Source organism: Serratia sp. K-E0102 (assembly GCF_029962625.1).
In the GTDB taxonomy this organism is placed as follows: Bacteria; Pseudomonadota; Gammaproteobacteria; order Enterobacterales; family Enterobacteriaceae; genus Serratia; species Serratia sarumanii.
Genome location: NZ_CP124754.1, coordinates 2877814 through 2897288, shown reverse-complemented (window position 1 = coordinate 2897288; position 19475 = coordinate 2877814). Strand labels below are relative to the sequence as shown.

The following is a 19475-nucleotide window of genomic DNA, read 5'->3' as shown; positions in this document are numbered from 1 at the left end:
ATGATGAGCTGATTACTTTTACTGATTTTATCGTCGCAACGGAACGTCAAACACATGGTCATAAAGGCGCAGAGTCCTGCCGGTTTCGCGGAAGAGTACATTATTGAGAGTATTTGGAATAATCGCTTCCCCCCTGGCTCTATTTTGCCCGCGGAGCGTGAGCTTTCGGAGTTGATTGGCGTCACGCGCACTACGTTACGTGAAGTGTTGCAACGTCTGGCCCGCGATGGCTGGTTGACCATTCAGCATGGCAAACCGACCAAAGTGAACAATTTCTGGGAAACGTCCGGCCTCAATATCCTTGAGACCGTAGCCCGTCTCGATCACAAAAGCGTCCCGCAGCTGATCGATAACCTGTTGTCCGTGCGCACCAATATCGCGTCGATCTTTATTCGCGCCGCGGTGCGCAATCATCCTGAGCAGGCGCAGGAAGTGCTGGCGAAAGCCGCCGAGGTGGAAGATCAGGCGGACGCTTTCAATCTGCTCGATTACGAGATCTTCCGCGGCTTGGCGTTCGCTTCCGGCAACCCGATCTACGGCCTGATTTTCAACGGCCTGAAAGGGCTGTATACCCGCGTGGGCCGTTACTACTTCTCCAACCCGGAAGCGCGCAAGCTGGCGTTGGCCTTCTACAGCAAGCTGTCCACGCTGTGCCATGAGAAGCTGTACGACCAGGTGATGGATACCGTGCGCAACTACGGTAAAGACAGCGGGGCGATTTGGCAGAGCATGCAGGGCACCATGCCGAGCGATCTGACCGAAGCGCGTCGCTAATCGCGTGTCGATGAAATAACGAAGGGCGCCATGCGGCGCCCTTTGTCGTTGTGGCGGTTACAGCGGCGTCGGCCGCGGCGGGCAGCGATCGAGCAACTCCACGCTGCCGTCTTCGTTTTGCTGTTCGAGGATCACGTCGAAGCCCCACAGGCGATGCAGGTGCTTCAACACGTCGCGGCGGCTCTTATCCAGCGGTGCGCGTTCCTGTGGGATGTAGCGCAGCGTCAGCGAGCGATCGCCGCGCAGATCCACGTTCCAGATCTGAATGTTCGGCTCGTGATTGCTCAGGTTGTATTGCGCCGACAGCTCCTGGCGGATCGCCCGGTAACCGGCCTCGTTGTGGATCGCGGCAATTTCCAGATAGTTGTTGCGATCGTCGTCCAGCACGGTGAACAACCGGAAATCGCGCATCACTTTGGGCGACAGGAACTGGCTGATAAAGCTCTCGTCCTTGAAGTCGCGCATGGCGAAGTGCAAGGTGTCCAGCCAGTCTTTGCCGGCGATGTCCGGGAACCAGTAGCGGTCTTCTTCGGTTGGCGACTGGCAGATTCGCTTGATGTCCTGGAACATGGCGAAGCCCAGCGCATAAGGGTTGATGCCGTTATAGTACGGGCTGTTGTACGGCGGCTGATACACCACGTTGGTGTGGCTGTGCAAAAACTCCAGCATAAACCGCTCGGTCACACGGCCCTCGTCGTACAAATGGTTGAGGATGGTGTAGTGCCAGAAAGTGGCCCAGCCCTCGTTCATCACCTGAGTCTGTTTTTGCGGATAAAAATACTGGCTGACTTTGCGCACGATGCGCAGCACCTCACGCTGCCAGGGTTCCAGCAGCGGCGCATTTTTCTCGATAAAATAGAGGATGTTTTCCTGCGGCTCGCTCGGATAGCGGCGCGCCTGCTCCGGCGACTCTTCACGTTCGACGCGTGGCAGGGTCTTCCACAGCGTGTTCACCTGGCTTTGCAGATACTCTTCGCGGCTTTTCTGGCGCGCTTTCTCTTCCACCAGTGAGATTTTCTGCGGGCGTTTGTACCTGTCGACCCCGTAGTTCATCAGCGCGTGGCAGGAGTCCAGCAGCCGCTCCACTTCATCGACGCCGTAGCGTTCTTCGCACTGGCTGATGTAGTGGCGGGCGAACAGCAGATAATCGACGATGGAGCTGGCGTCGGTCCAACTGCGGAACAGATAGTTATTCTTGAAGAACGAGTTGTGGCCATAGCAGGCGTGCGCCATCACCAGCGCCTGCATGGTGATGGTGTTCTCCTCCATCAGGTAGGCGATGCAGGGATTGGAGTTGATGACGATTTCATACGCCAGCCCTTGCTGGCCCTGTTTGTAGCGCTGTTCGGTTTCGATGAATTTCTTGCCGAAGGACCAATGGGTATAGTTGATCGGCATGCCGACGCTTGAATAGGCGTCCATCATCTGCTCGGAGGTGATCACCTCGATCTGATGGGGGTAGGTGTCGAGCCGGTAATGCTTGGCGACGCGGTCAATCTGCTCCAAATACACCTGCAGCAGTTCGAACGTCCAGTCCGGTCCATCGCTCAGACGTTTGTCATCCTTGACCTTTTCATGTGTTGAAGTAGTCATCAGCGCACCCTCATTATTCACGGGTCTTGCTCAAACGGCAGACCCTGTATCAAGCATAGTTCAAGTCATAATTAACCATTGCAAATCAGTGAAATAAAAATGCCGGTACGCACGGGAGCGAGCGGCGGTCAATTTGACGCCCGTCCCGGCAGAAAGCGCCTCAGCACCTGGCTCCCTCTCCGAGTATAGCCCTGTGACAAGGGCGCGCAACACACTGCCTGCTGCGCGACAGGGATTGAAAAATGTTATGTTATATTGTAACTTTTAGTTTTTCTCAATAACGGACAAGGAGCGCATTTTGGCGAGGCATTTTGGCAAACTGGCGGTGGCGCTGGCCGCACTGTTTATCAGCGGGCAGGCGTTTGCCCACGGGCATCATTCACATGGCAAGCCGCTGACGGAGGTGGAAAAAAAAGCGGAGGCGGGCGTGTTCGACGATAAGGACGTCAAAGATCGCAACTTGGCGGATTGGGAGGGCGTCTGGCAATCCGTGTATCCTTATCTGCTCAATGGGGATCTTGACCCGGTGTTCAAGAAGAAAGCGGCAAAGGATAAGAGTAAGACCTTCGCGGAAGTAAAGGCGTATTACCGCAAAGGGTATGCTACCGATGTGGATACCATCGGCATTGAAAACGGCGTCATGGAGTTTCATCGCGGCGACCAATCCAGCGCCTGTCAGTATAAGTACGCCGGGCACAAGATCTTGACCTATGTTTCCGGTAAAAAGGGCGTGCGGTATCTGTTCGAATGCCAGGATGCCGGCAGCCTGGCGCCGAAATTCGTGCAGTTCAGCGATCATATTATCGGCCCGCGCAAATCGGCACATTTCCATATCTTTATGGGCAACACGTCGCAGGAAGCGTTGCTGAAAGAAATGGACAACTGGCCGACTTATTACCCATTCCAACTGCAGACCAAAGAAGTCGTGGACGAGATGCTGCATCATTGATGCCACTCGCTCCCGTCACCACAAGCCCGCTTATGTGGGCTTGTGTTCAGTCAAACGGTCTGATTTGCAGGTAATCGTCCGTCACTGCCATTTCAAATAATGTTTCATCCGCCAACAGGGTCGCCCGCATTCGCTCCCGGGCTTGCCGGTAGCGTTCATCCAACTGAATATCACCGGCGTTTTCCCATGCGGCTCGGCTTGGCCACTGCGCATAGCCGATAAACTTCCCGCCCACCTCCCGATGCAGGCGCGAGCCAAGGCTGCCGCGCTGCAGATAGATCCCTTGGGTCAACTCAAGCCAGGCCAGGCGAAAGGCGTGTTCGTGCCCGGTTTTGACTGAGAACCGGTAGATGGCGATGAACATAAGGGGTTCTCCAGAAAAGCGACAATGTGAACTTTAGGATCTGCTTCTGGCTTCAACGTTCATATCGTGCTGCCGCGTTCAACCTAAACGGGCGGGGCTAAGGCATTAGCCTGTTTTATTCCAGTGGTAAAAACAAGGTTAATTTTTTGCCGAAATTTTACGCGTTTTTTCTGCTGCGGGGAGAGGGGATTCATTCTGTCTGTTATGTTGGTATTTTTTATTTTATCGGCTTTTTATTCTGTTTATATGTTGGCTGGTGTTTTTATATTCTGTTAAATCTATGTTGCTTATTACGCCTTTTTTGACTGCTGTCATTGATAGCGTTGCTATCGATTCAGCGGCGGTCTGACGCTATAATCCCTTCTAAACCGCATCTTATCGCTATTTACGAGCGGCTATTGCAAATGCTCGGCTCATCGACGATAAATTAATTGTGAATATTGTCACGTTTGATGACGAAGTTGTTGGACGGATTTTTTCACTGAGTTAATTTCCTGTGAGCAGAAGATTATGCTTTGTGAAGCCTTGGGCTGGAGTCAGCGATGCGAGTGGTAATTTTAGGTAGTGGAGTGGTGGGCGTAGCCAGTGCCTGGTATTTGGCGAAGGCAGGGCATGAGGTGACGGTGATCGATCGTCAGCCAGGTCCGGCACTGGAAACCAGCGCGGCGAACGCCGGGCAGATTTCACCGGGCTATGCCGCGCCCTGGGCGGCTCCGGGCGTGCCGTTGAAGGCCATCAAGTGGATGTTCCAGCGCCATGCGCCGTTGGCGATCCGCCTCGACGGCAGCAGCTTCCAGCTGAGCTGGATGTGGCAGATGTTGAAAAACTGCAACACCGAACACTACATGACCAACAAAGGCCGCATGGTGCGCCTGGCGGAATACAGCCGCGACTGTATCAAGGCGCTGCGTCAGGAGACCGGCATCCAGTACGAAGGTCGCCAGGGCGGCACGCTGCAGCTGTTCCGCACCCAACAACAGTTCGAAAACGCAGCGAAAGACATTGCGGTATTGGAAGATGCCGGTGTGCCTTACAGATTGCTGGAAGCCGGCCAGCTCGGTAGCGTCGAGCCGGCGCTGGCACAGGTGGCGCACAAGCTGACCGGCGGCCTGCAGCTGCCGAACGACGAAACCGGCGATTGCCAGCTGTTTACGCAGCAGCTGGCGAAAATGGCGCAGCAGGCGGGCGTAACCTTCCTGTTCAACCGCAGCGTTGACCGCCTGCTGGTGGAGGGCGACAAGATCGCCGGCGTGCAGTGCGGCGAGGACGTGTTTAAAGCCGACAGCTACGTGGTGGCGTTCGGTTCGTATTCCACGGCGCTGCTGCGCGGCCTGGTTTCTATCCCGGTTTATCCGCTGAAGGGCTATTCGCTGACCATTCCTATCACCGATGAAACGGCGGCGCCGTTCTCCACGGTGTTGGACGAGACGTACAAAATCGCCATCACCCGTTTCGATCAGCGCATCCGCGTCGGCGGCATGGCGGAGATCGTCGGTTTCAATACGCAGCTGGAGCAAAAACGGCGCGAAACGCTGGAGATGGTGGTGCGCGATCTCTACCCGAACGGCGGCAGAGTGGAAGACGCGACGTTCTGGACCGGCCTGCGGCCGATGACGCCGGACGGTACGCCCATTGTCGGCCGCACTTCGCTGAAGAATCTGTATCTCAATACCGGGCATGGCACGTTGGGCTGGACGATGGCCTGCGGTTCCGGGCAGTTGTTGTCCGATCTGATGTCCGGCATTACGCCGGCGATCCCTTCCGATGATCTGGCGGTGGCGCGTTACAGCGCCGGTTTTCGCCAGCAACACGCGGTTCCGCTGAACGACGTGCATCCCGCGCGTTAATCGTCGACGCTGTCATAGACTTTCCTGGCCACGCGCAGGCGCGCGTGGCCGCTGTACGCTGCCCCAAGGAGAAGCGATGCCCCGTCCGATAACCGCCACGATGCATCTTGGCGCAATTGAAAATAACCTGCAGGTGGTGCGCCGTTTCGCCCCCGGCGCCAAAGTCTGGGCGGTGGTCAAGGCCAACGCCTATGGCCACGGCATCAAACACGTTTGGCGCAGCATGGCGCAAACCGACGGCTTCGCCATGCTGGATCTGGCCGAAGCGGTGCTGCTGCGTGAGTCGGGTTGGCAAGGGCCGATTCTCCTGCTGGAAGGTTTCTTCCAGCCGCAGGATTTGGCGTTGCTCGATCGTTATCGCCTGACGACGGCGGTGCACAGCGACTGGCAGCTGGCGGCGATCGCCGATGCCACGCTGAGCGCACCGCTCAATGTCTATCTGAAAGTGAACAGCGGCATGAATCGGCTGGGGTTCGCACCCGAGCGGCTGCACGAGGTGTGGCGCAGGGCGCAGGCGATTGCCAACATCGGCGAGCTTACGCTGATGAGCCATTTCGCCACCGCCGACGGCCCGGAAGGCGTGACCCAGCAGATGGCTACCATCGAGGCGGCCGCTGCCGATATCCCGCTGCCGCGCTGCCTGGCCAACTCGGCCGCCACGCTGTGGCATCCTTCGACCCACGGCAGTTGGGTACGCCCAGGGATCATTCTGTATGGCGCTTCGCCGAGTGGGTGCTGGAATGACGTTGCGGCGACGGGGTTGCAGCCGGCGATGACGCTGAGCAGCGAGATCATCGGCATTCAGCAGCTGAAGTCTGGCGATCGCGTGGGTTACGGCGGCCGTTACAGCGCCGCCGGCGCGCAGCGTATTGGCGTGGTGGCCTGCGGTTACGCCGACGGCTATCCGCGTCATGCGCCGACCGGCACGCCGGTATGGGTTGACGGCGTGCTGACGCGCACCCTGGGAACGGTATCGATGGATATGCTGGCGGTGGATCTGACGCCCTGTCCGCTAGTCGAGCTGGGCGCCGAAGTGGAGCTGTGGGGGAAACGCCTGCCGGTGGACGAGGTGGCCACGGCGGCAGGAACGTTGGGCTATGAGCTGCTGTCGGCGTTAGCGGCGCGGGTGCCGGTCGCCATTGAAGCCTGAGCCGCGGCTCAGGCGACTTTTCTGATCTGCCCTTTAATCTGCTTGCTGAGCCGCCGCGCGTGCAGCGCCAGCAGGCAGCCCGCCAGCATCACCAGCGCCAGCGACAGCTTCGGTTGCAGCGGCAACGCCATCGCCACCAGACCCAGCGCGGCACCGCCCGCCATCTGCACGAAACCGACCAGCGCGGACGCGACGCCGGCCTCATTGGAATACGGCTCCAGCGCGTAGCTGGTGGCCGGGCCCATCACGAACGCCAACCCGGCGCAGGCGCTGGCGACCGGCAACATATACGCCAGCCAGTGCGCTTGCGCCGTCGCGGGCAGTAGCATGACGCCCAGCAGCAGGCCCAGACAGCCCAGCCCCATCAACATGCCGCCGGTCGCCAGACAAACCGGGCGGCCGACCTTGTGGATGATGCGGTTGGCGAAGAAGCTGACCAGCATGATCCAGAAACCGTTGGCGCCGAACACCAGCGAGAATTGCAGCGGGGTCAGGCCGGCGGTGCCCATCAGCACGTTCGGCGCCAGAGAAACGTAGGTCAGCGCCATGCCCATCGCCCCGGAGTTCACCACCGCAAAGGAGAGGAAACGGCGATCGCTGAGGATGCGCGCGTATTGGCGCACCGGCAACCCTTTGACCGGCACGGTGTCGGCAGGGCGAGTTTCCGGCAGGCGCAGCGCGATCAGCACCAACACCAGCAGCGCGTAGCCGACCAGGAACCAGAAGGGGGCGCGCCAGCCGAAGGCTTCGGCGAGCAGGCCGCCGAGCAGCGGCGCCAGCGCAGGGATGATGTTCAGCGTGCCGTTGAGAAAGCCGAAAGCGCGGGCGGCATCGTCGCCATTCAGGCGATCGCGCACGCCGCTGAAGGCGACGACGGCGGTGCAGCAAACCGCCACCCCTTGCAGCAGACGCGAAGCGATGAAAATCGTCGGGCTGGTGGCCAGCGCCGCCATCGCGGCGCCGATCATGTAGAGGATAATGCCGGCCAGCGCCACCGGCTTGCGGCCATAGTTATCCACCAGCGGCCCGGCGATGACCTGGCCGAGGCCAAGCACCAGAATAAACAGTGAAATGGTGGATTGGATCAGCGCTTCGCTGCTGCCCAGGCCGACGGCAATGGCGGGAATGGTCGGCAGGTAAAGATCGATGCCTAATGGGCCGAGCAGCACCAGGCTGAGAAGCATAAACAGAAACTTTTGCATAACAGGAAAGGCACGTCCAAGTGACAAAGAGGGCTAGAGTAGAGACTCTGGCGGCAAATGAAAAGGGGCAAAGCGGGTCAGCGCTGCGCCCCTTGGCGGTAATAGAGCGCCGAGACGGTATCGGCCACATAACGGGCCTGGTGGCGAGCATCATCCAGCGCGCGATGCGGCATACCTTCGAACGGGCGGGCTTTTTTCGGGTTAAAGCCGTGCAGTTCCGCCAGCGTGATCACCGTGCGCACGTCCTGGGTATCCCAGAATTTCCACGGGCAGGGCATTTCCAATTGCTGGAAGGCGTGTTCGAGGATCGCGCAGTCGAACTCTTTGCCATTGCCCCAGACTTTCACCGTGTCGGTGCTGTTCATATGGATAAAGCGGCTGAGGCTGCTCAGCACGCGTTTCAGGCTCTCGGTGCCGCTGAAGGCCTGTTTGCGGGCCTCATCGGACTGTTTCGCCCACCAGGCGACCGTGTCCAGGCTGATGGTACGGCCCGGCTGGTCTTTCTGGCTGCTGATGGCGGCTTCGAATTCGGCGCCCAGCTCCCCGGTTCGGGGATCGAAAAACACCGCCGCCACCACCAGAATGACGGCGCTGGGTTTTATATCCAGGGTTTCAATGTCTAACATCAGATGGTGCATCGGCGTATCCGGCGGTTGCGTGGTGGCTTAATGTTACTACAGAACGTGCGCCGATGAGGGCTGTGTGCGCATGAAATCCTTTTAAAGCGCCGCGTTCAGGTTATGATATTCGGGATACTCTTGTCAGGTTGGTCGCTATCGGTGAGAACGCTTATCTTTATTCTGTGCATGGTCGGCTACTTGCTGCTGCTGGGCTACCTTGGCATGTTCGTCACGGACAAGATCTGTGAGAAGGCGGGTAACTACACTAAAATCTGCCGTATCGTAGACATTTCCGAACCGCACATCCCCTAATAGCCCCCTGTTTATCCCAGATAGTCGGTGGTAATCAGCGGCGTCAGGATAGCCGCCAGCGCTGTGAGCGCTCCCCATTGCCGCCAGCCCAGCCGCGCCAGCCAGTCATGTCGCTGCGGTGGCGTGGCCAGTTGCCCGACGGCCACGGCGCCGGTAAGCAGCAGCGTCAGAATCAGCAGCACCAGGCCACGGCTCACCAGCGTGAACTCAACATGCAGCACATTGGCGTAATACAGGCGCATCAGAATAAAATAGCTGAGCAAGACCCAGGCGAAAACGACGTTCTTCTTGAGCACCTGCTGCAGCATCAGCGCGAGGAACAGGCTGTGAAACAGCGACAGCAGCGGGGCCTCGATCGGATGCCGAACGCAGACGTTGTAGACCGCCATGTAAATGTTGAAAACCAGCAGGGTATAGATCACGTAAATATACCAGCCGTAGATGACCTTGAGCTTTTTCGGGTTCGGCGGCAGAGAGAGTGCGTCCGGTTTCATTAATGCCTCCTGATGATGCCATGCGAACGCTGCGGTTGAAGGCGGCGCGGCGACATCGTAATTTAAAATCCACAGGGTATATATCACCCGAGCGCTAAATGACAATTAAACGCCGGATCGGCTTTATTTCCGCGTTTGCCTGGAACTCTTTTGCGCTTGCGGGGTCGATTGGCGTGTGAACGCCTGGCGGTGTTCGCACCACAATGGAAGACGTAATGCATTGATATGAAAGATTATAAAAACACCTCGGGCACAAAAATCCTGCTGCTGTTCAGCCTGGCGTTTTATACGTTGTTGCCGCCGTTGTTGACGGCGGCCGTGTTTGACCGTTTCAATCTTAACCCGTTTGCGATCGTTAAATTTTTCCACTTTAACCCGTTTTCAGCCGATCGGGGCATACCCGGTTATCAGACGTTCTTCTACTTGCTGATGTTATGGTTGGGGTTGAATATTTTTCTCTGGCTGCTGGTGTGGGGCGCAGGGCGGCTGTATCAACGCTGGCGTGCGCCGCGCGGCTGATATTTTTCCAGGGGGGAAGAGTTACGCAGGGAAATGACTTTACATTCAATAATGAGACGTATTATCATTTGAATCGCCGGTGAGGGGAAAAGGGTTGTCTCCTTCTGTGCCCCCCGATCCGGCACGACATTGCTCACATTGCTTCCAATTTTCATGCCAGCCTTGTGCTGGCGTTTTTTTATCCCGCGCCAAAAATCCACTGCGCCGGTGGTCGGCCTCTTTTCATTAGCATGCCTGTTTAAAAACCCACGCGAGGTATTGGGGGCGTCAGAACAGCGAAAACAGCAACACCACCGGCAGGCTTAACGGCCAGGTTAACCCGATGGTCAGCGCGCTGATACAGCGAATTTTGACGGTGTCCCGGCTAACCAGGTAGGTGAAAATCATAGAAACTAACAGGCCGATAAAATAACAGTATTGCGTTGCAACCCACAGCGACGACATGAAACCCGATCCCAGTTGTATTTTTACGCGCGAATTCTAGGAGCTTGGCGGGTGATAATCAATGACCAAAGGCCGTTTATTCAAACCTTTATCCATAAGAATGCATAATTTATTTCTATAAAGAACGTAGGGGTATTAACTGCTTTACGTTTATAACCAAAAGAAATCAACAGCATAGTTACCGGTAACATTTCGCGTTTGGCAAACCCTCTTTCTGGAGGTGACTCCCCTAAGCAGTAAAAGAGCCGGTGAAGGGGGGAACGCGATGGGGGTTATGACTCATAAAAATTAATGATGTATTGGCGGACGGACGGCTAAGGTGAGGTGGCGTGGGTTTGGCGGTACGTGAACCCTTCATGTGCCGGTTTTAGCGCATCTGTCACGATGCGCCGCCAGCCGGCCAGGGAGGGGAATTGTGGACGTTGCGGGTTTAATGAATGTTAAGACCGTAGACGAACAGCCACGAAAACAGCAGCGCCAGCAGGCATGCCATAAAAACGATGGAGATCATTTCCTTCACAACTTCATTCCTTTTCCCGTTGGGCTAAATTTACTTCTCTTTGTTTTTGCGCGAAATTTTAGATCGACATGGGTAAAAATCCTAGTTTTAATCGTTTTTTTCTCCCCCCTTGCGGCGTAAGCCGCTTCGATAAGGCCGTGGCGACGCCGGAAAACCGGGAACGCTAACTCGTCGTCGCCATTGCTGAACGCCTGAGGCTGACTATAGAAAATGGGGACTGCGTGGCGTCGAAGGCAGCCGGGCACGTTCCTTAAGGGGGCTGTTCATCTACCTGCGGTCCTTTACTATGAGATGAAGGAGTCGGCAATGAGCACGCAACCCATTATCGTGCTGGTACGCTGATTCTGGGACGGCGTCGCGCAGGGGATATTCGGCGATTCATACGGTGGAAATGCGTTGACCTCGCTGGTTTCCATGCCGATGAGGTGGCGGGTTTGATTGATGAGGCGGCCGGCGCGAAATACAGCAAGGGCAGAAAGGGTTTTCGGACTAAAAGATGACATTCTGCGGCAGGCTATCCCTTCGCTGGTATCGCTATCGATATTAATAATCAACAGCATCATCGACACGACGGTGGCGGCAATAATGGCTTAGATGCCTGCCTTACGTATATCGCCTTAGCGTCCGTTAACGCCGATCATTTCTATGGCTGCACGATGCAACCGCTGAAAATAATCATCGGGCTGTTTTTCTATCTCCTGGATAAGGCTGGCGAGCAGGTTCTGTTTGGTTATCGGCTTGTTGGCGGTCAGCACCAGCAGCACGTTTTTGCCAAGCAGGCAGCATATTTGCTTATGGTATTCATCAACATCGTGCTTGTTGAGGCCATAGAGGGTGTAATCGATCATGATGTCTAACCTGCTGACAGGTAAATGCCCGCCGCAGCGGGCTGAGAAGCCATAGAAAAATAAAATGAGGCAAATTTCGCTTAGGAAGAGACTTAAGCGACGGGGTAACGATAACTGAATGGGAATATTCCTATCAAGCCGTGTGGGCACAGAGGCGAATGTTTAGGAATAACCTCAGAAGAACAAATAATAGAGACGGCCGTTCTGGGGAATCTGACTTATTATTGATATTGCCATTGCCTGAAAATCAAACATAGGTGATGTAAATATATAATGCGAAAAAGAAACAGCCGGAAAACGGCGTTTTCCGGCTGTGGTGACATTCACGCGACGTTATTCACACGGTCTGTTTGCGAAACAGTTCGCGGAATACCGGATAGATATCGTCCGGTTCGCGGATATGCTGCATGGCGAAGTTATCGAATCTTGCCTGCAGATCCTCATATTCGCGCCACAGCGTTTGGTGAGCGCGGCGAGTGATTTCTATGTAGCTGTAATAACGCACCATCGGCAGGATCTTCTTCGCCAACAGCTCATGGCACAGCGGTGAGTCGTCAGCCCAGTTGTCGCCGTCCGACGCTTGCGCGGCGTAGATATTCCATTGCGCCGGGTCATAACGCTCTTCGACCACGTCGTTCATCAACTTCAGCGCGCTGGAGACGATAGTGCCGCCGGTTTCCTGCGAATAGAAGAACTCCTGTTCGTCCACCTCTTTCGCCTGGGTGTGATGGCGAATATAGACCACCTCGACGTTCTTGTAGGTTCGGCTCAGGAACAGATAAAGCAGAATGTAAAAGCGCTTGGCCATGTCTTTGGTCGCCTGATCCATCGAACCGGACACGTCCATCAGGCAGAACATCACCGCCTGGCTGGAAGGCTCCGGCCGGCGCTCATAGTTTTTGTAGCGCAGGTCGAAGGTATCGATAAACGGTACGCTTTCGATTTTCTTGCGCAGTTCGGCAATTTCCTTGCGCAGCCGCTCCTCTTCCAGCAATTGCACCGGTTCGGTGTTTTCCAGCTGGGTCAGCGCGTCTTCCAGCTCGTGCAACGCGCGTCTTTTACCGGCGGTCATGGCGGTACGTCGCGCCAACGAGTTCTGCAGCGAACGCACGACGCTGATGTTGGCCGGCACGCCGTTGGCGGTATAGCCGGCGCGATGGGTTTTGAACTCGGTCAGCTGCTTGTACTGATTCTTTTTCAGGTTGGGCAGGGCGAGATCCTCGAACAGCAGATCGAGGTACTCGTCTTTGGAGATCTGGAAGACGAATTCATCCTGGCCTTCACCGTCCTGGCTGGCGTTGCCCTGGCCGCCGCCACCGCCTGCGCCGCCCTGAGGCCGCTCAACGCGATCGTTCTGCACGAAGTGGTCATTGCCCGGGTGAACGCGATGGCGAGTGCCGCCGCGCCCCTGATGAAACATCGGTTCGTTGATATCGTCAGTGGGGATGGAGACCGACTCCCCGCTGTCTACGTCGGTGACCGAACGCTTGTTGATGGCTTCGGCAATCGACTGTTTGATTTGCGACTTGTAACGGCGCAAGAAGCGCTGGCGGTTCACCATGCTCTTGTTTTTGCCGTTCAGCCGCCGGTCAATGAAATAGGCCATACTTCCCCCAAACGACGTTGCCAACTCTTCATGTCCCGGCCGCGACAGCGCAATATGCCAGCCCCTCCCTGGGCTGCGCTGCAACGTCCATGACTGTGGACATGGCCCTGATAATGCCGCTTACCTGAGGCGTTATGAGGATTTTCTGACCCGCAGATACCATTCACACAGCAGGCGCACCTGCTTGCGGGTATAGCCTTTCTCCATCATACGGTCGACAAAGTCGTCGTGTTTCTTCTGCTCGTCCGTCGATGTTTTGGCGTTAAACGAAATGACCGGCAACAGCTCTTCGGTATTGGAGAACATTTTCTTCTCGATCACGGTGCGCAGCTTCTCGTAGCTGGTCCAGTTCGGATTACGTCCGTTGTTGTTGGCGCGGGCGCGCAGCACGAAGTTCACGATTTCGTTACGGAAATCTTTCGGGTTGCTGATGCCGGCCGGCTTCTCGATTTTCTCCAGTTCGGCGTTCAACGACTCGCGGTCGAACAGCTGACCGGTGTCGGGATCGCGATACTCCTGATCCTGGATCCAGAAGTCCGCGTAGGTCACGTAGCGGTCAAAAATGTTCTGCCCGTATTCCGAGTAGGATTCCAGATAGGCGGTCTGGATCTCTTTGCCGATAAATTCGGCGTATTTCGGGATCAGATAGCCTTTCAGGTGCTCCAGGTATTTCTCGGCCAAATCCTGCGGGAACTGTTCGCGTTCGATCTGCTGCTCCAGCACATAGAACAGGTGTACCGGGTTGGCCGCCACCTCGGCGTGATCGAAGTTGAATACCCGCGAGAGGATTTTAAAGGCGAAACGGGTGGAGAGGCCGTTCATGCCTTCGTCAACCCCGGCGTAGTCGCGGTACTCCTGATAGGACTTGGCTTTCGGATCGGTATCCTTGAGGCTTTCGCCGTCATACACGCGCATTTTCGAGTAAATGCTCGAGTTTTCCGGCTCTTTCAACCGCGACAGCACGCTAAAGCGCGCCAGCGTTTCGAGGGTGCCCGGCGCGCAGGGCGCGTGGGTCAGCTCGCTGTGATCCAGCAGCTTGTCGTAAATCTTGATCTCTTCCGACACGCGCAGGCAGTAAGGCACCTTGACGATGTACACGCGGTCGAGGAACGCTTCGTTGTTCTTGTTGTTACGGAAGGTCACCCACTCGGATTCGTTGGAGTGCGCCAGAATGATGCCGTTGAACGGCAGGGCGGAGATGCCCTCGGTGCCGTTGTAGTTGCCTTCCTGGGTCGCCGTCAGCAGCGGGTGCAGCACCTTGATCGGCGCTTTGAACATCTCGACGAATTCCATTATCCCCTGGTTGGCGCGGCACAGGGCGCCGGAGTAGCCGTAGGCGTCCGGATCGTTCTGCGCATGGTTCTCCAGCTTACGGATGTCCACTTTACCGACCAGCGCCGAGATGTCCTGGTTGTTCTCATCGCCCGGTTCGGTTTTGGCAATGGCGATCTGCTCCAGGATGGAAGGGCGCACTTTGACGACTTTAAACTTGGTGATGTCGCCGCCGAACTCATGCAGGCGCTTCGCCGCCCACGGCGACATGATGGTGCCGAGATAGCGACTTGGGATGTTGAACTCTTTCTCCAGGATCGAGGCATCTTCCTGCGGGTTGAACAGGCACAGCGGATGATCGTTGACCGGGCTGCGTTCGCCGTTGGCGCTGAGGGTGTAGATGGGCACGCGCTGCATCAACGCCTTAAGACGCTCCGCCAGCGAGGATTTACCGCCGCCCACCGGGCCGAGCAGGTACAGGATCTGTTTCTTCTCTTCCAGGCCCTGCGCGGCGTGTTTCAGGTAAGAGACGATCTGTTCGATGGCCTCTTCCATGCCGTAGAATTCTTCAAAGGCAGGATAGCGTGCGATCACGCGGTTGGAGAACAGGCGCGACAGGCGTGATTCTAGCGCAGTGTCGACCATCACAGGTTCACCGATAGCCATCAGCAGACGTTCGGCCGCGTTGGCATAGGCACTGCGATCTTGCCGGCAAATGGTAAGAAATTCCTGCAGTGTGAACTCTTCGTCCTTGGCAGCTTCGTAGCGCTGGCGATAGTGGTCAAATATGTTCATGATGCCCGTCCTTTCGTTATTAGCACAGGTTAAAGAGAGCGTGTGATAGTGTTCTGGCCCCCGGAAGATGAGAATACGCCTGAGTACAGCAACCCGTATGCCAACTTGGTGCGCTTATTATCGCGAGTTGCGCTGTTTGCCACTGGGCTCAGGATAAATTCACCTTCTGATTTAAGCTTAGTTTGCTTGCCGGAAAATTTCCTGCCGCAGAAAAAGCTTTTTTTAAGTCATATCAATGACTCAGTTATTACAGTGGAAGCCAAATGCCTTGTCTGGCGCGGCCTGCAGGATGAAACGTCATCGTTCCGCCATGATTAATTCATAATTCCGCTATAAGTTATTCGATCTTGGTCGTTTTCTATTGTAAAGATTAGGCGCGCAACTAAATTTTCACATAAACTATTGCGGCTATTAACCCTGTAATTTATGGAAAAAGAACCAGTGAAGATTTCAAAACTCAAAACGCTAGCAATTATCGCTTCCGCAATGGTTTGTGCGCAAAGTGCTCAGGCGGGAACCTGGTCACTCGGCGCCGGCGCGCTGGTTAGCCCGGACGCGTATCGCGGTTATCAGGATCGCGTATATCCGGTGCCCGTCATCGACTATGAAGGTGACGACTTCTACTTCCGTACTCTGACCGCCGGTTACTACCTGTGGAAAGATCAAGAAAACCAGCTGAGCATCATGGGTTACTACACGCCATGGGGTTACCGCCCTGGCGACAGCGATGACGATCGCATGAAGCGTCTCGACAAACGCCGCGGCACGCTGATGGCCGGCCTGGCTTATTCGCACCACGCGGAGTGGGGCACCCTCCGCACCACCTTCACCGGCGACACGTTGAACTACAGCAACGGGCTGGTGGGCGATGTGGCTTATCTGTACAAGTTTGATCTGGACGCGCTGACGCTGGTCCCGGGCGTAGGCGTGATGTGGAACAGCAAAAACCAGAACAAATATTACTACGGCGTTAGCGCTAATGAATCGCGCCGCAGCGGCCTGGACAGCTATACCCCAGGCGATAGCTGGGCGCCGTACCTTGAGCTGAGCGCCAATTACCAGATCAATAAAAGCTGGAACGCCTTCTTCCTCGGCCGCTATGTGAAGTTGTCGGATGAAGTGAAAGACAGCCCGATGGTGGATAAATCCTACACTGGTTTGTTGATGACGGGTGTGAGCTACACCTTCTAATCACGCATTGCACGATTATCGTGCATGGCGTGCATCAAAAAGGGGCGCTGGCGCCCCTTTTGCACATCTGCAGTGCGCTGTCGCGCGCGGCGCCTCAGGCCTTCTTACGGCTACGGAAGGTCACGCCCAAACGGGCGGGCTGCTCGCCGGCGGCGACCAGCGGTTTGCTGACGCGCCCGGTCTCGATGCAGACCATGGTCTTGTAACCGTCGTTCGGCATATCCCCCATGCTGCAGGAGAGCTCCACGCCGGGGTTCCAGGCGATGACGTCGCTCATATGATGGTGGTGAACCTCTATGGTGCGCGCGAGCGCCGGATCGCGGATCTGGCTGAAGGCCTCCGGGCGGGTATAGACGCGGTCGGTTTGGCCGACGAAGGTCACTTCGCCTTCCTGAAGCGCCTCTGCGCCGCCCGCCACCTTGTCGATATAAGGCTCGCCCAGGCCCGCCACGCTGACCAGATCGATGTCGCCGACCTGGAAGTAACTGTGCAGCGCCGCCGTGGCCTGATAATCGCCGTGCGATTCCAGTTCGATTTCGCACTCCGCACCCAGCTTGAAGCGGGCAATCAGCGTGAAGGCGTGCGGCCACAGTTTGCGGGTCTGCTCATTGTCTTTCAGCGTAAAGGTCAGGATGACGCCGTTGTCATCTTCATCGTGCGCCGTCAGGCTCCAGGGCTGGTTGCGGGCAAAACCGTGGGAGGGTTGCGCCACCGGGCCGAACCACGGCCAGCAGATCGGCACGCCGCCGCGGATGGCCTTGCCTTTGGCGAAGGGGGTATTGTTGCTGAGCCAAATCACCGGCTGCTCACCGCTGGGCTGCCAGGCCAGCAAATGGGCGCCCTGCAGCGCGACGGCCGCGCGCACTTTCGGATGCGACACCACAACCACGCCCAGCTCATCGAGTTGCCGCTGGCTGATGTAAGGCGAAATCTGTTCGGAAACGGGCAGGGTGAAAATTTTCTCGTTCATTTCATGACCTATTGTTTGCCGGAGATACACATGAACCCTATAGCTTTCGGGTCACAGCTAGGCGGCAAGTGCAGGAACTCCCAGAAGCTTACTTAAGTAAGTGACTGGGATGAGTGTGTGCAGCCAACAACGCGGTGACTCGAAAGATGACGGGTAAAAAAAGGGCGACAAAAATGTCGCCCTCATTATCAGCTTAACATCATGCCATTACTTGGAGATGTGAGCGATCAGATCCAGAACCTTGTTGGAATAACCGGTTTCGTTGTCGTACCAGGAAACCAGTTTCACGAAGTTGTCGTTCAGTGCGATACCGGCTTTGGCATCGAACACGGAAGTCAGCACTTCGCCGTTGAAATCGGTGGAAACCACGTCGTCTTCAACATAGCCCAGAACGCCTTTCATAGAACCTTCAGCGGCGTCTTTGATGGCTTTCTTGATTTCTTCGTAGGTAGCCGCTTTTTCCAGACGCACGGTCAGGTCAACAACGGATACGTTTGGCGTCGGTACGCGGAACGCCATACCGGTCAGTTTGCCTTTCAGCTCTGGCAGAACAACGCCAACCGCTTTCGCTGCGCCGGTAGAAGAAGGGATGATGTTCTGGGATGCGCCGCGGCCGCCGCGCCAGTCTTTGTGGGACGGGCCATCAACGGTTTTCTGAGTTGCGGTGGTCGCGTGAACGGTGGTCATCAGGCCTTCAACGATACCGAAGTTGTCGTTGATGACTTTAGCCAGTGGCGCCAGGCAGTTGGTGGTGCAAGAGGCGTTGGACACGATGTCCTGGCCGGCATATTTGTCAAAGTTGGCGCCGCGCACGAACATTGGGGTCGCATCTTTGGATGGGCCAGTCAGAACCACTTTTTTGGCGCCAGCGGTGATGTGCTTACGTGCGGTTTCGTCGGTCAGGAAGATACCGGTCGCTTCAGCAACCACGTCAACACCCACTTCGTTCCACTTCAGGTTAGCCGGGTCTTTCTCTGCGGTAACACGGATGGTTTTGCCGTTAACAACCAGGTGGCCGTCTTTAACTTCTACCGTACCGTTGAAACGGCCGTGAGTAGAGTCATACTTCAGCATGTAAGCCATGTACTCTGCGTCCAACAGGTCGTTGATTGCAACGATCTCGATGTCAGAACGCTCTTGAGCAGCACGGAAAACAATGCGACCGATACGGCCAAAACCGTTGATACCTACTTTGATAGTCATATATTCCACCAGCTATTTGTTAGTGAATAAAAGGTTGGTTGTAAAATTACAAAAACCTTACCCAGCGTCAAGCGGAATCGTGTCAATTCTTGCGGCAAGTCAAACCGGAAGGGTGGTTTTGCACGCTTATTGCACAGTCCATTTGCGCTCGGCCTCATCCGTTATATGGGGACAAGCCGCCAAGTATAAAGTCAGCATACGCAAGATGTGTGATCGCTATCACATATCATCGTGACGTGGCCTTTATGGGCTACAGTTTAGGCCAAAAACCCCTGCAGTGGTGTTAATTTTTTGTTATTATTAATCATTGTTTTCGTTGACATTATCCACATTCAGAGATAAGCACAAATGGCTAAAGAGACAACCCCCGGTCATCCGGTCACGGAACTGAATGAAATCCAACGTTATGTGACGCAACAGCGCGGCACCGAAGCGCCGTTCAGCGGCAAATTGCTGCACAACAAGCGCGAGGGCGTGTACCATTGCCTGTGCTGTAACCAGCCGCTGTTCTATTCCGAAACCAAATACGATTCCGGCTGCGGCTGGCCGAGCTTTTATGAGCCGGTTTCCGCCGATGCTATCCGTTATCTTGATGATAATTCACATAATATGCATCGTGTTGAAATCCGCTGTGGCCATTGCGACGCACACCTGGGGCACGTTTTCCCCGATGGCCCGCAGCCGACCGGCGATCGCTACTGCGTCAATTCCGCTTCACTGAGCTTTACCGATGGCGAAAATGGCGACCAAACGGCCGGTTAAGTGGTAATTTAACCAACAAAATCGATTCAGCTAATTATTC

Annotated in this window: 21 protein-coding genes; 9 read left to right on the top strand and 12 right to left on the bottom strand. The window is 56.0% G+C overall.

The annotated features are described in order from the left end of the window. Positions 1-54 precede the first annotated feature (54 nt). Positions 55-774, top strand: coding sequence for a fatty acid metabolism transcriptional regulator FadR (gene fadR / locus SSARUM2_RS13855; RefSeq protein ID WP_033634827.1), 720 nt, complete (start codon positions 55-57; stop codon positions 772-774). Positions 775-831: 57 nt separating this feature from the next. Here the strand turns inward: fadR and SSARUM2_RS13850 are convergent, their stop codons facing one another. Continuing rightward, entirely contained in the window at positions 832-2367 is a 1536-nt protein-coding gene (locus SSARUM2_RS13850; RefSeq protein WP_004932268.1) for a SpoVR family protein, read from the bottom strand. 298 nt (positions 2368-2665) lie between these two features. On the opposite strand from SSARUM2_RS13850, the gene zinT reads away from it, so the two are divergent. Continuing rightward, on the top strand, positions 2666-3316 hold the full coding sequence (gene zinT / locus SSARUM2_RS13845) for a metal-binding protein ZinT (RefSeq protein ID WP_033647622.1): 651 nt from the start codon (positions 2666-2668) through the stop codon (positions 3314-3316). A 46-nt stretch (positions 3317-3362) separates the two neighbouring features. Here zinT and SSARUM2_RS13840 read toward each other — a convergent pair whose 3' ends face one another. Next, positions 3363-3680 (bottom strand): antibiotic biosynthesis monooxygenase, encoded by a 318-nt coding sequence (locus SSARUM2_RS13840; protein ID WP_041035447.1) that lies wholly within the window; start codon positions 3678-3680, stop codon positions 3363-3365. Positions 3681-4222: 542 nt separating this feature from the next. On the opposite strand from SSARUM2_RS13840, the gene SSARUM2_RS13835 reads away from it, so the two are divergent. Both SSARUM2_RS13835 and dadX read left to right on the top strand, forming a co-directional pair. Further along, entirely contained in the window at positions 4223-5527 is a 1305-nt protein-coding gene (locus SSARUM2_RS13835; RefSeq protein WP_049232766.1) for a D-amino acid dehydrogenase, read from the top strand. A 76-nt stretch (positions 5528-5603) separates the two neighbouring features. Then, positions 5604-6677: a catabolic alanine racemase DadX gene (dadX, locus tag SSARUM2_RS13830; protein ID WP_049212907.1), complete on the top strand. Its 1074-nt coding sequence runs from the start codon at positions 5604-5606 to the stop codon at positions 6675-6677. An 8-nt stretch (positions 6678-6685) separates the two neighbouring features. On the opposite strand, the gene SSARUM2_RS13825 is transcribed toward dadX, so the two are convergent. Continuing rightward, positions 6686-7879 carry a multidrug effflux MFS transporter gene (locus tag SSARUM2_RS13825; protein ID WP_033647617.1) on the bottom strand — a complete coding sequence of 398 codons (1194 nt, stop codon included), beginning with the start codon at positions 7877-7879 and terminating at the stop codon, positions 6686-6688. Between the two features lie 77 nt (positions 7880-7956). Next, entirely contained in the window at positions 7957-8517 is a 561-nt protein-coding gene (locus SSARUM2_RS13820; protein WP_033654385.1) for a 3'-5' exonuclease, read from the bottom strand. 141 nt (positions 8518-8658) lie between these two features. Between SSARUM2_RS13820 and SSARUM2_RS13815 the strand changes: the two genes are divergently transcribed. After that, positions 8659-8811, top strand: coding sequence for a hypothetical protein (locus SSARUM2_RS13815; RefSeq protein WP_223479875.1), 153 nt, complete (start codon positions 8659-8661; stop codon positions 8809-8811). A gap of 11 nt (positions 8812-8822) precedes the next feature. Here the strand turns inward: SSARUM2_RS13815 and SSARUM2_RS13810 are convergent, their stop codons facing one another. Next, positions 8823-9305 carry a hypothetical protein gene (locus tag SSARUM2_RS13810; protein ID WP_047567085.1) on the bottom strand — a complete coding sequence of 161 codons (483 nt, stop codon included), beginning with the start codon at positions 9303-9305 and terminating at the stop codon, positions 8823-8825. Between the two features lie 225 nt (positions 9306-9530). Here SSARUM2_RS13810 and SSARUM2_RS13805 point away from each other — a divergent pair, with 225 nt between their 5' ends. Further along, positions 9531-9824, top strand: a complete 294-nt coding sequence (locus SSARUM2_RS13805; protein WP_033647615.1) for a hypothetical protein — start codon at positions 9531-9533, stop codon at positions 9822-9824. A 267-nt stretch (positions 9825-10091) separates the two neighbouring features. Here SSARUM2_RS13805 and SSARUM2_RS13800 read toward each other — a convergent pair whose 3' ends face one another. From SSARUM2_RS13800 to yeaG, 5 genes are all read right to left on the bottom strand, one after another. After that, the gene (locus SSARUM2_RS13800; RefSeq protein ID WP_033634815.1) at positions 10092-10268 is read right to left on the bottom strand and encodes a GhoT/OrtT family toxin; all 177 of its coding nucleotides are present in this window, start codon (positions 10266-10268) and stop codon (positions 10092-10094) included. Positions 10269-11072: 804 nt separating this feature from the next. Continuing rightward, positions 11073-11351: a hypothetical protein gene (locus SSARUM2_RS13795; protein WP_049212911.1), complete on the bottom strand. Its 279-nt coding sequence runs from the start codon at positions 11349-11351 to the stop codon at positions 11073-11075. Between the two features lie 54 nt (positions 11352-11405). Continuing rightward, complete coding sequence (locus SSARUM2_RS13790) at positions 11406-11636, bottom strand: hypothetical protein (protein WP_004932237.1); 231 nt, start codon at positions 11634-11636, stop codon at positions 11406-11408. Between the two features lie 337 nt (positions 11637-11973). Further along, entirely contained in the window at positions 11974-13242 is a 1269-nt protein-coding gene (locus SSARUM2_RS13785) for a YeaH/YhbH family protein (protein ID WP_033634813.1), read from the bottom strand. A 132-nt stretch (positions 13243-13374) separates the two neighbouring features. After that, positions 13375-15309, bottom strand: a complete 1935-nt coding sequence (gene yeaG / locus SSARUM2_RS13780) for a protein kinase YeaG (protein WP_004932230.1) — start codon at positions 15307-15309, stop codon at positions 13375-13377. Between the two features lie 42 nt (positions 15310-15351). Between yeaG and SSARUM2_RS13775 the strand changes: the two genes are divergently transcribed. Together SSARUM2_RS13775 and SSARUM2_RS13770 are read left to right on the top strand one after the other, a co-directional pair. Beyond that, complete coding sequence (locus tag SSARUM2_RS13775; protein ID WP_154067234.1) at positions 15352-15627, top strand: hypothetical protein; 276 nt, start codon at positions 15352-15354, stop codon at positions 15625-15627. A gap of 108 nt (positions 15628-15735) precedes the next feature. Further along, positions 15736-16500, top strand: a complete 765-nt coding sequence (locus tag SSARUM2_RS13770) for a MipA/OmpV family protein (protein WP_033647613.1) — start codon at positions 15736-15738, stop codon at positions 16498-16500. Positions 16501-16594: 94 nt separating this feature from the next. On the opposite strand, the gene SSARUM2_RS13765 is transcribed toward SSARUM2_RS13770, so the two are convergent. Next, complete coding sequence (locus SSARUM2_RS13765) at positions 16595-17470, bottom strand: D-hexose-6-phosphate mutarotase (protein ID WP_060452596.1); 876 nt, start codon at positions 17468-17470, stop codon at positions 16595-16597. A gap of 207 nt (positions 17471-17677) precedes the next feature. Then, on the bottom strand, positions 17678-18673 hold the full coding sequence (gapA, locus tag SSARUM2_RS13760; protein ID WP_004932222.1) for a glyceraldehyde-3-phosphate dehydrogenase: 996 nt from the start codon (positions 18671-18673) through the stop codon (positions 17678-17680). A gap of 348 nt (positions 18674-19021) precedes the next feature. Between gapA and msrB the strand changes: the two genes are divergently transcribed. Continuing rightward, positions 19022-19435 carry a peptide-methionine (R)-S-oxide reductase MsrB gene (msrB, locus tag SSARUM2_RS13755; RefSeq protein ID WP_004932219.1) on the top strand — a complete coding sequence of 138 codons (414 nt, stop codon included), beginning with the start codon at positions 19022-19024 and terminating at the stop codon, positions 19433-19435. Positions 19436-19475: the final 40 nt, after the last annotated feature.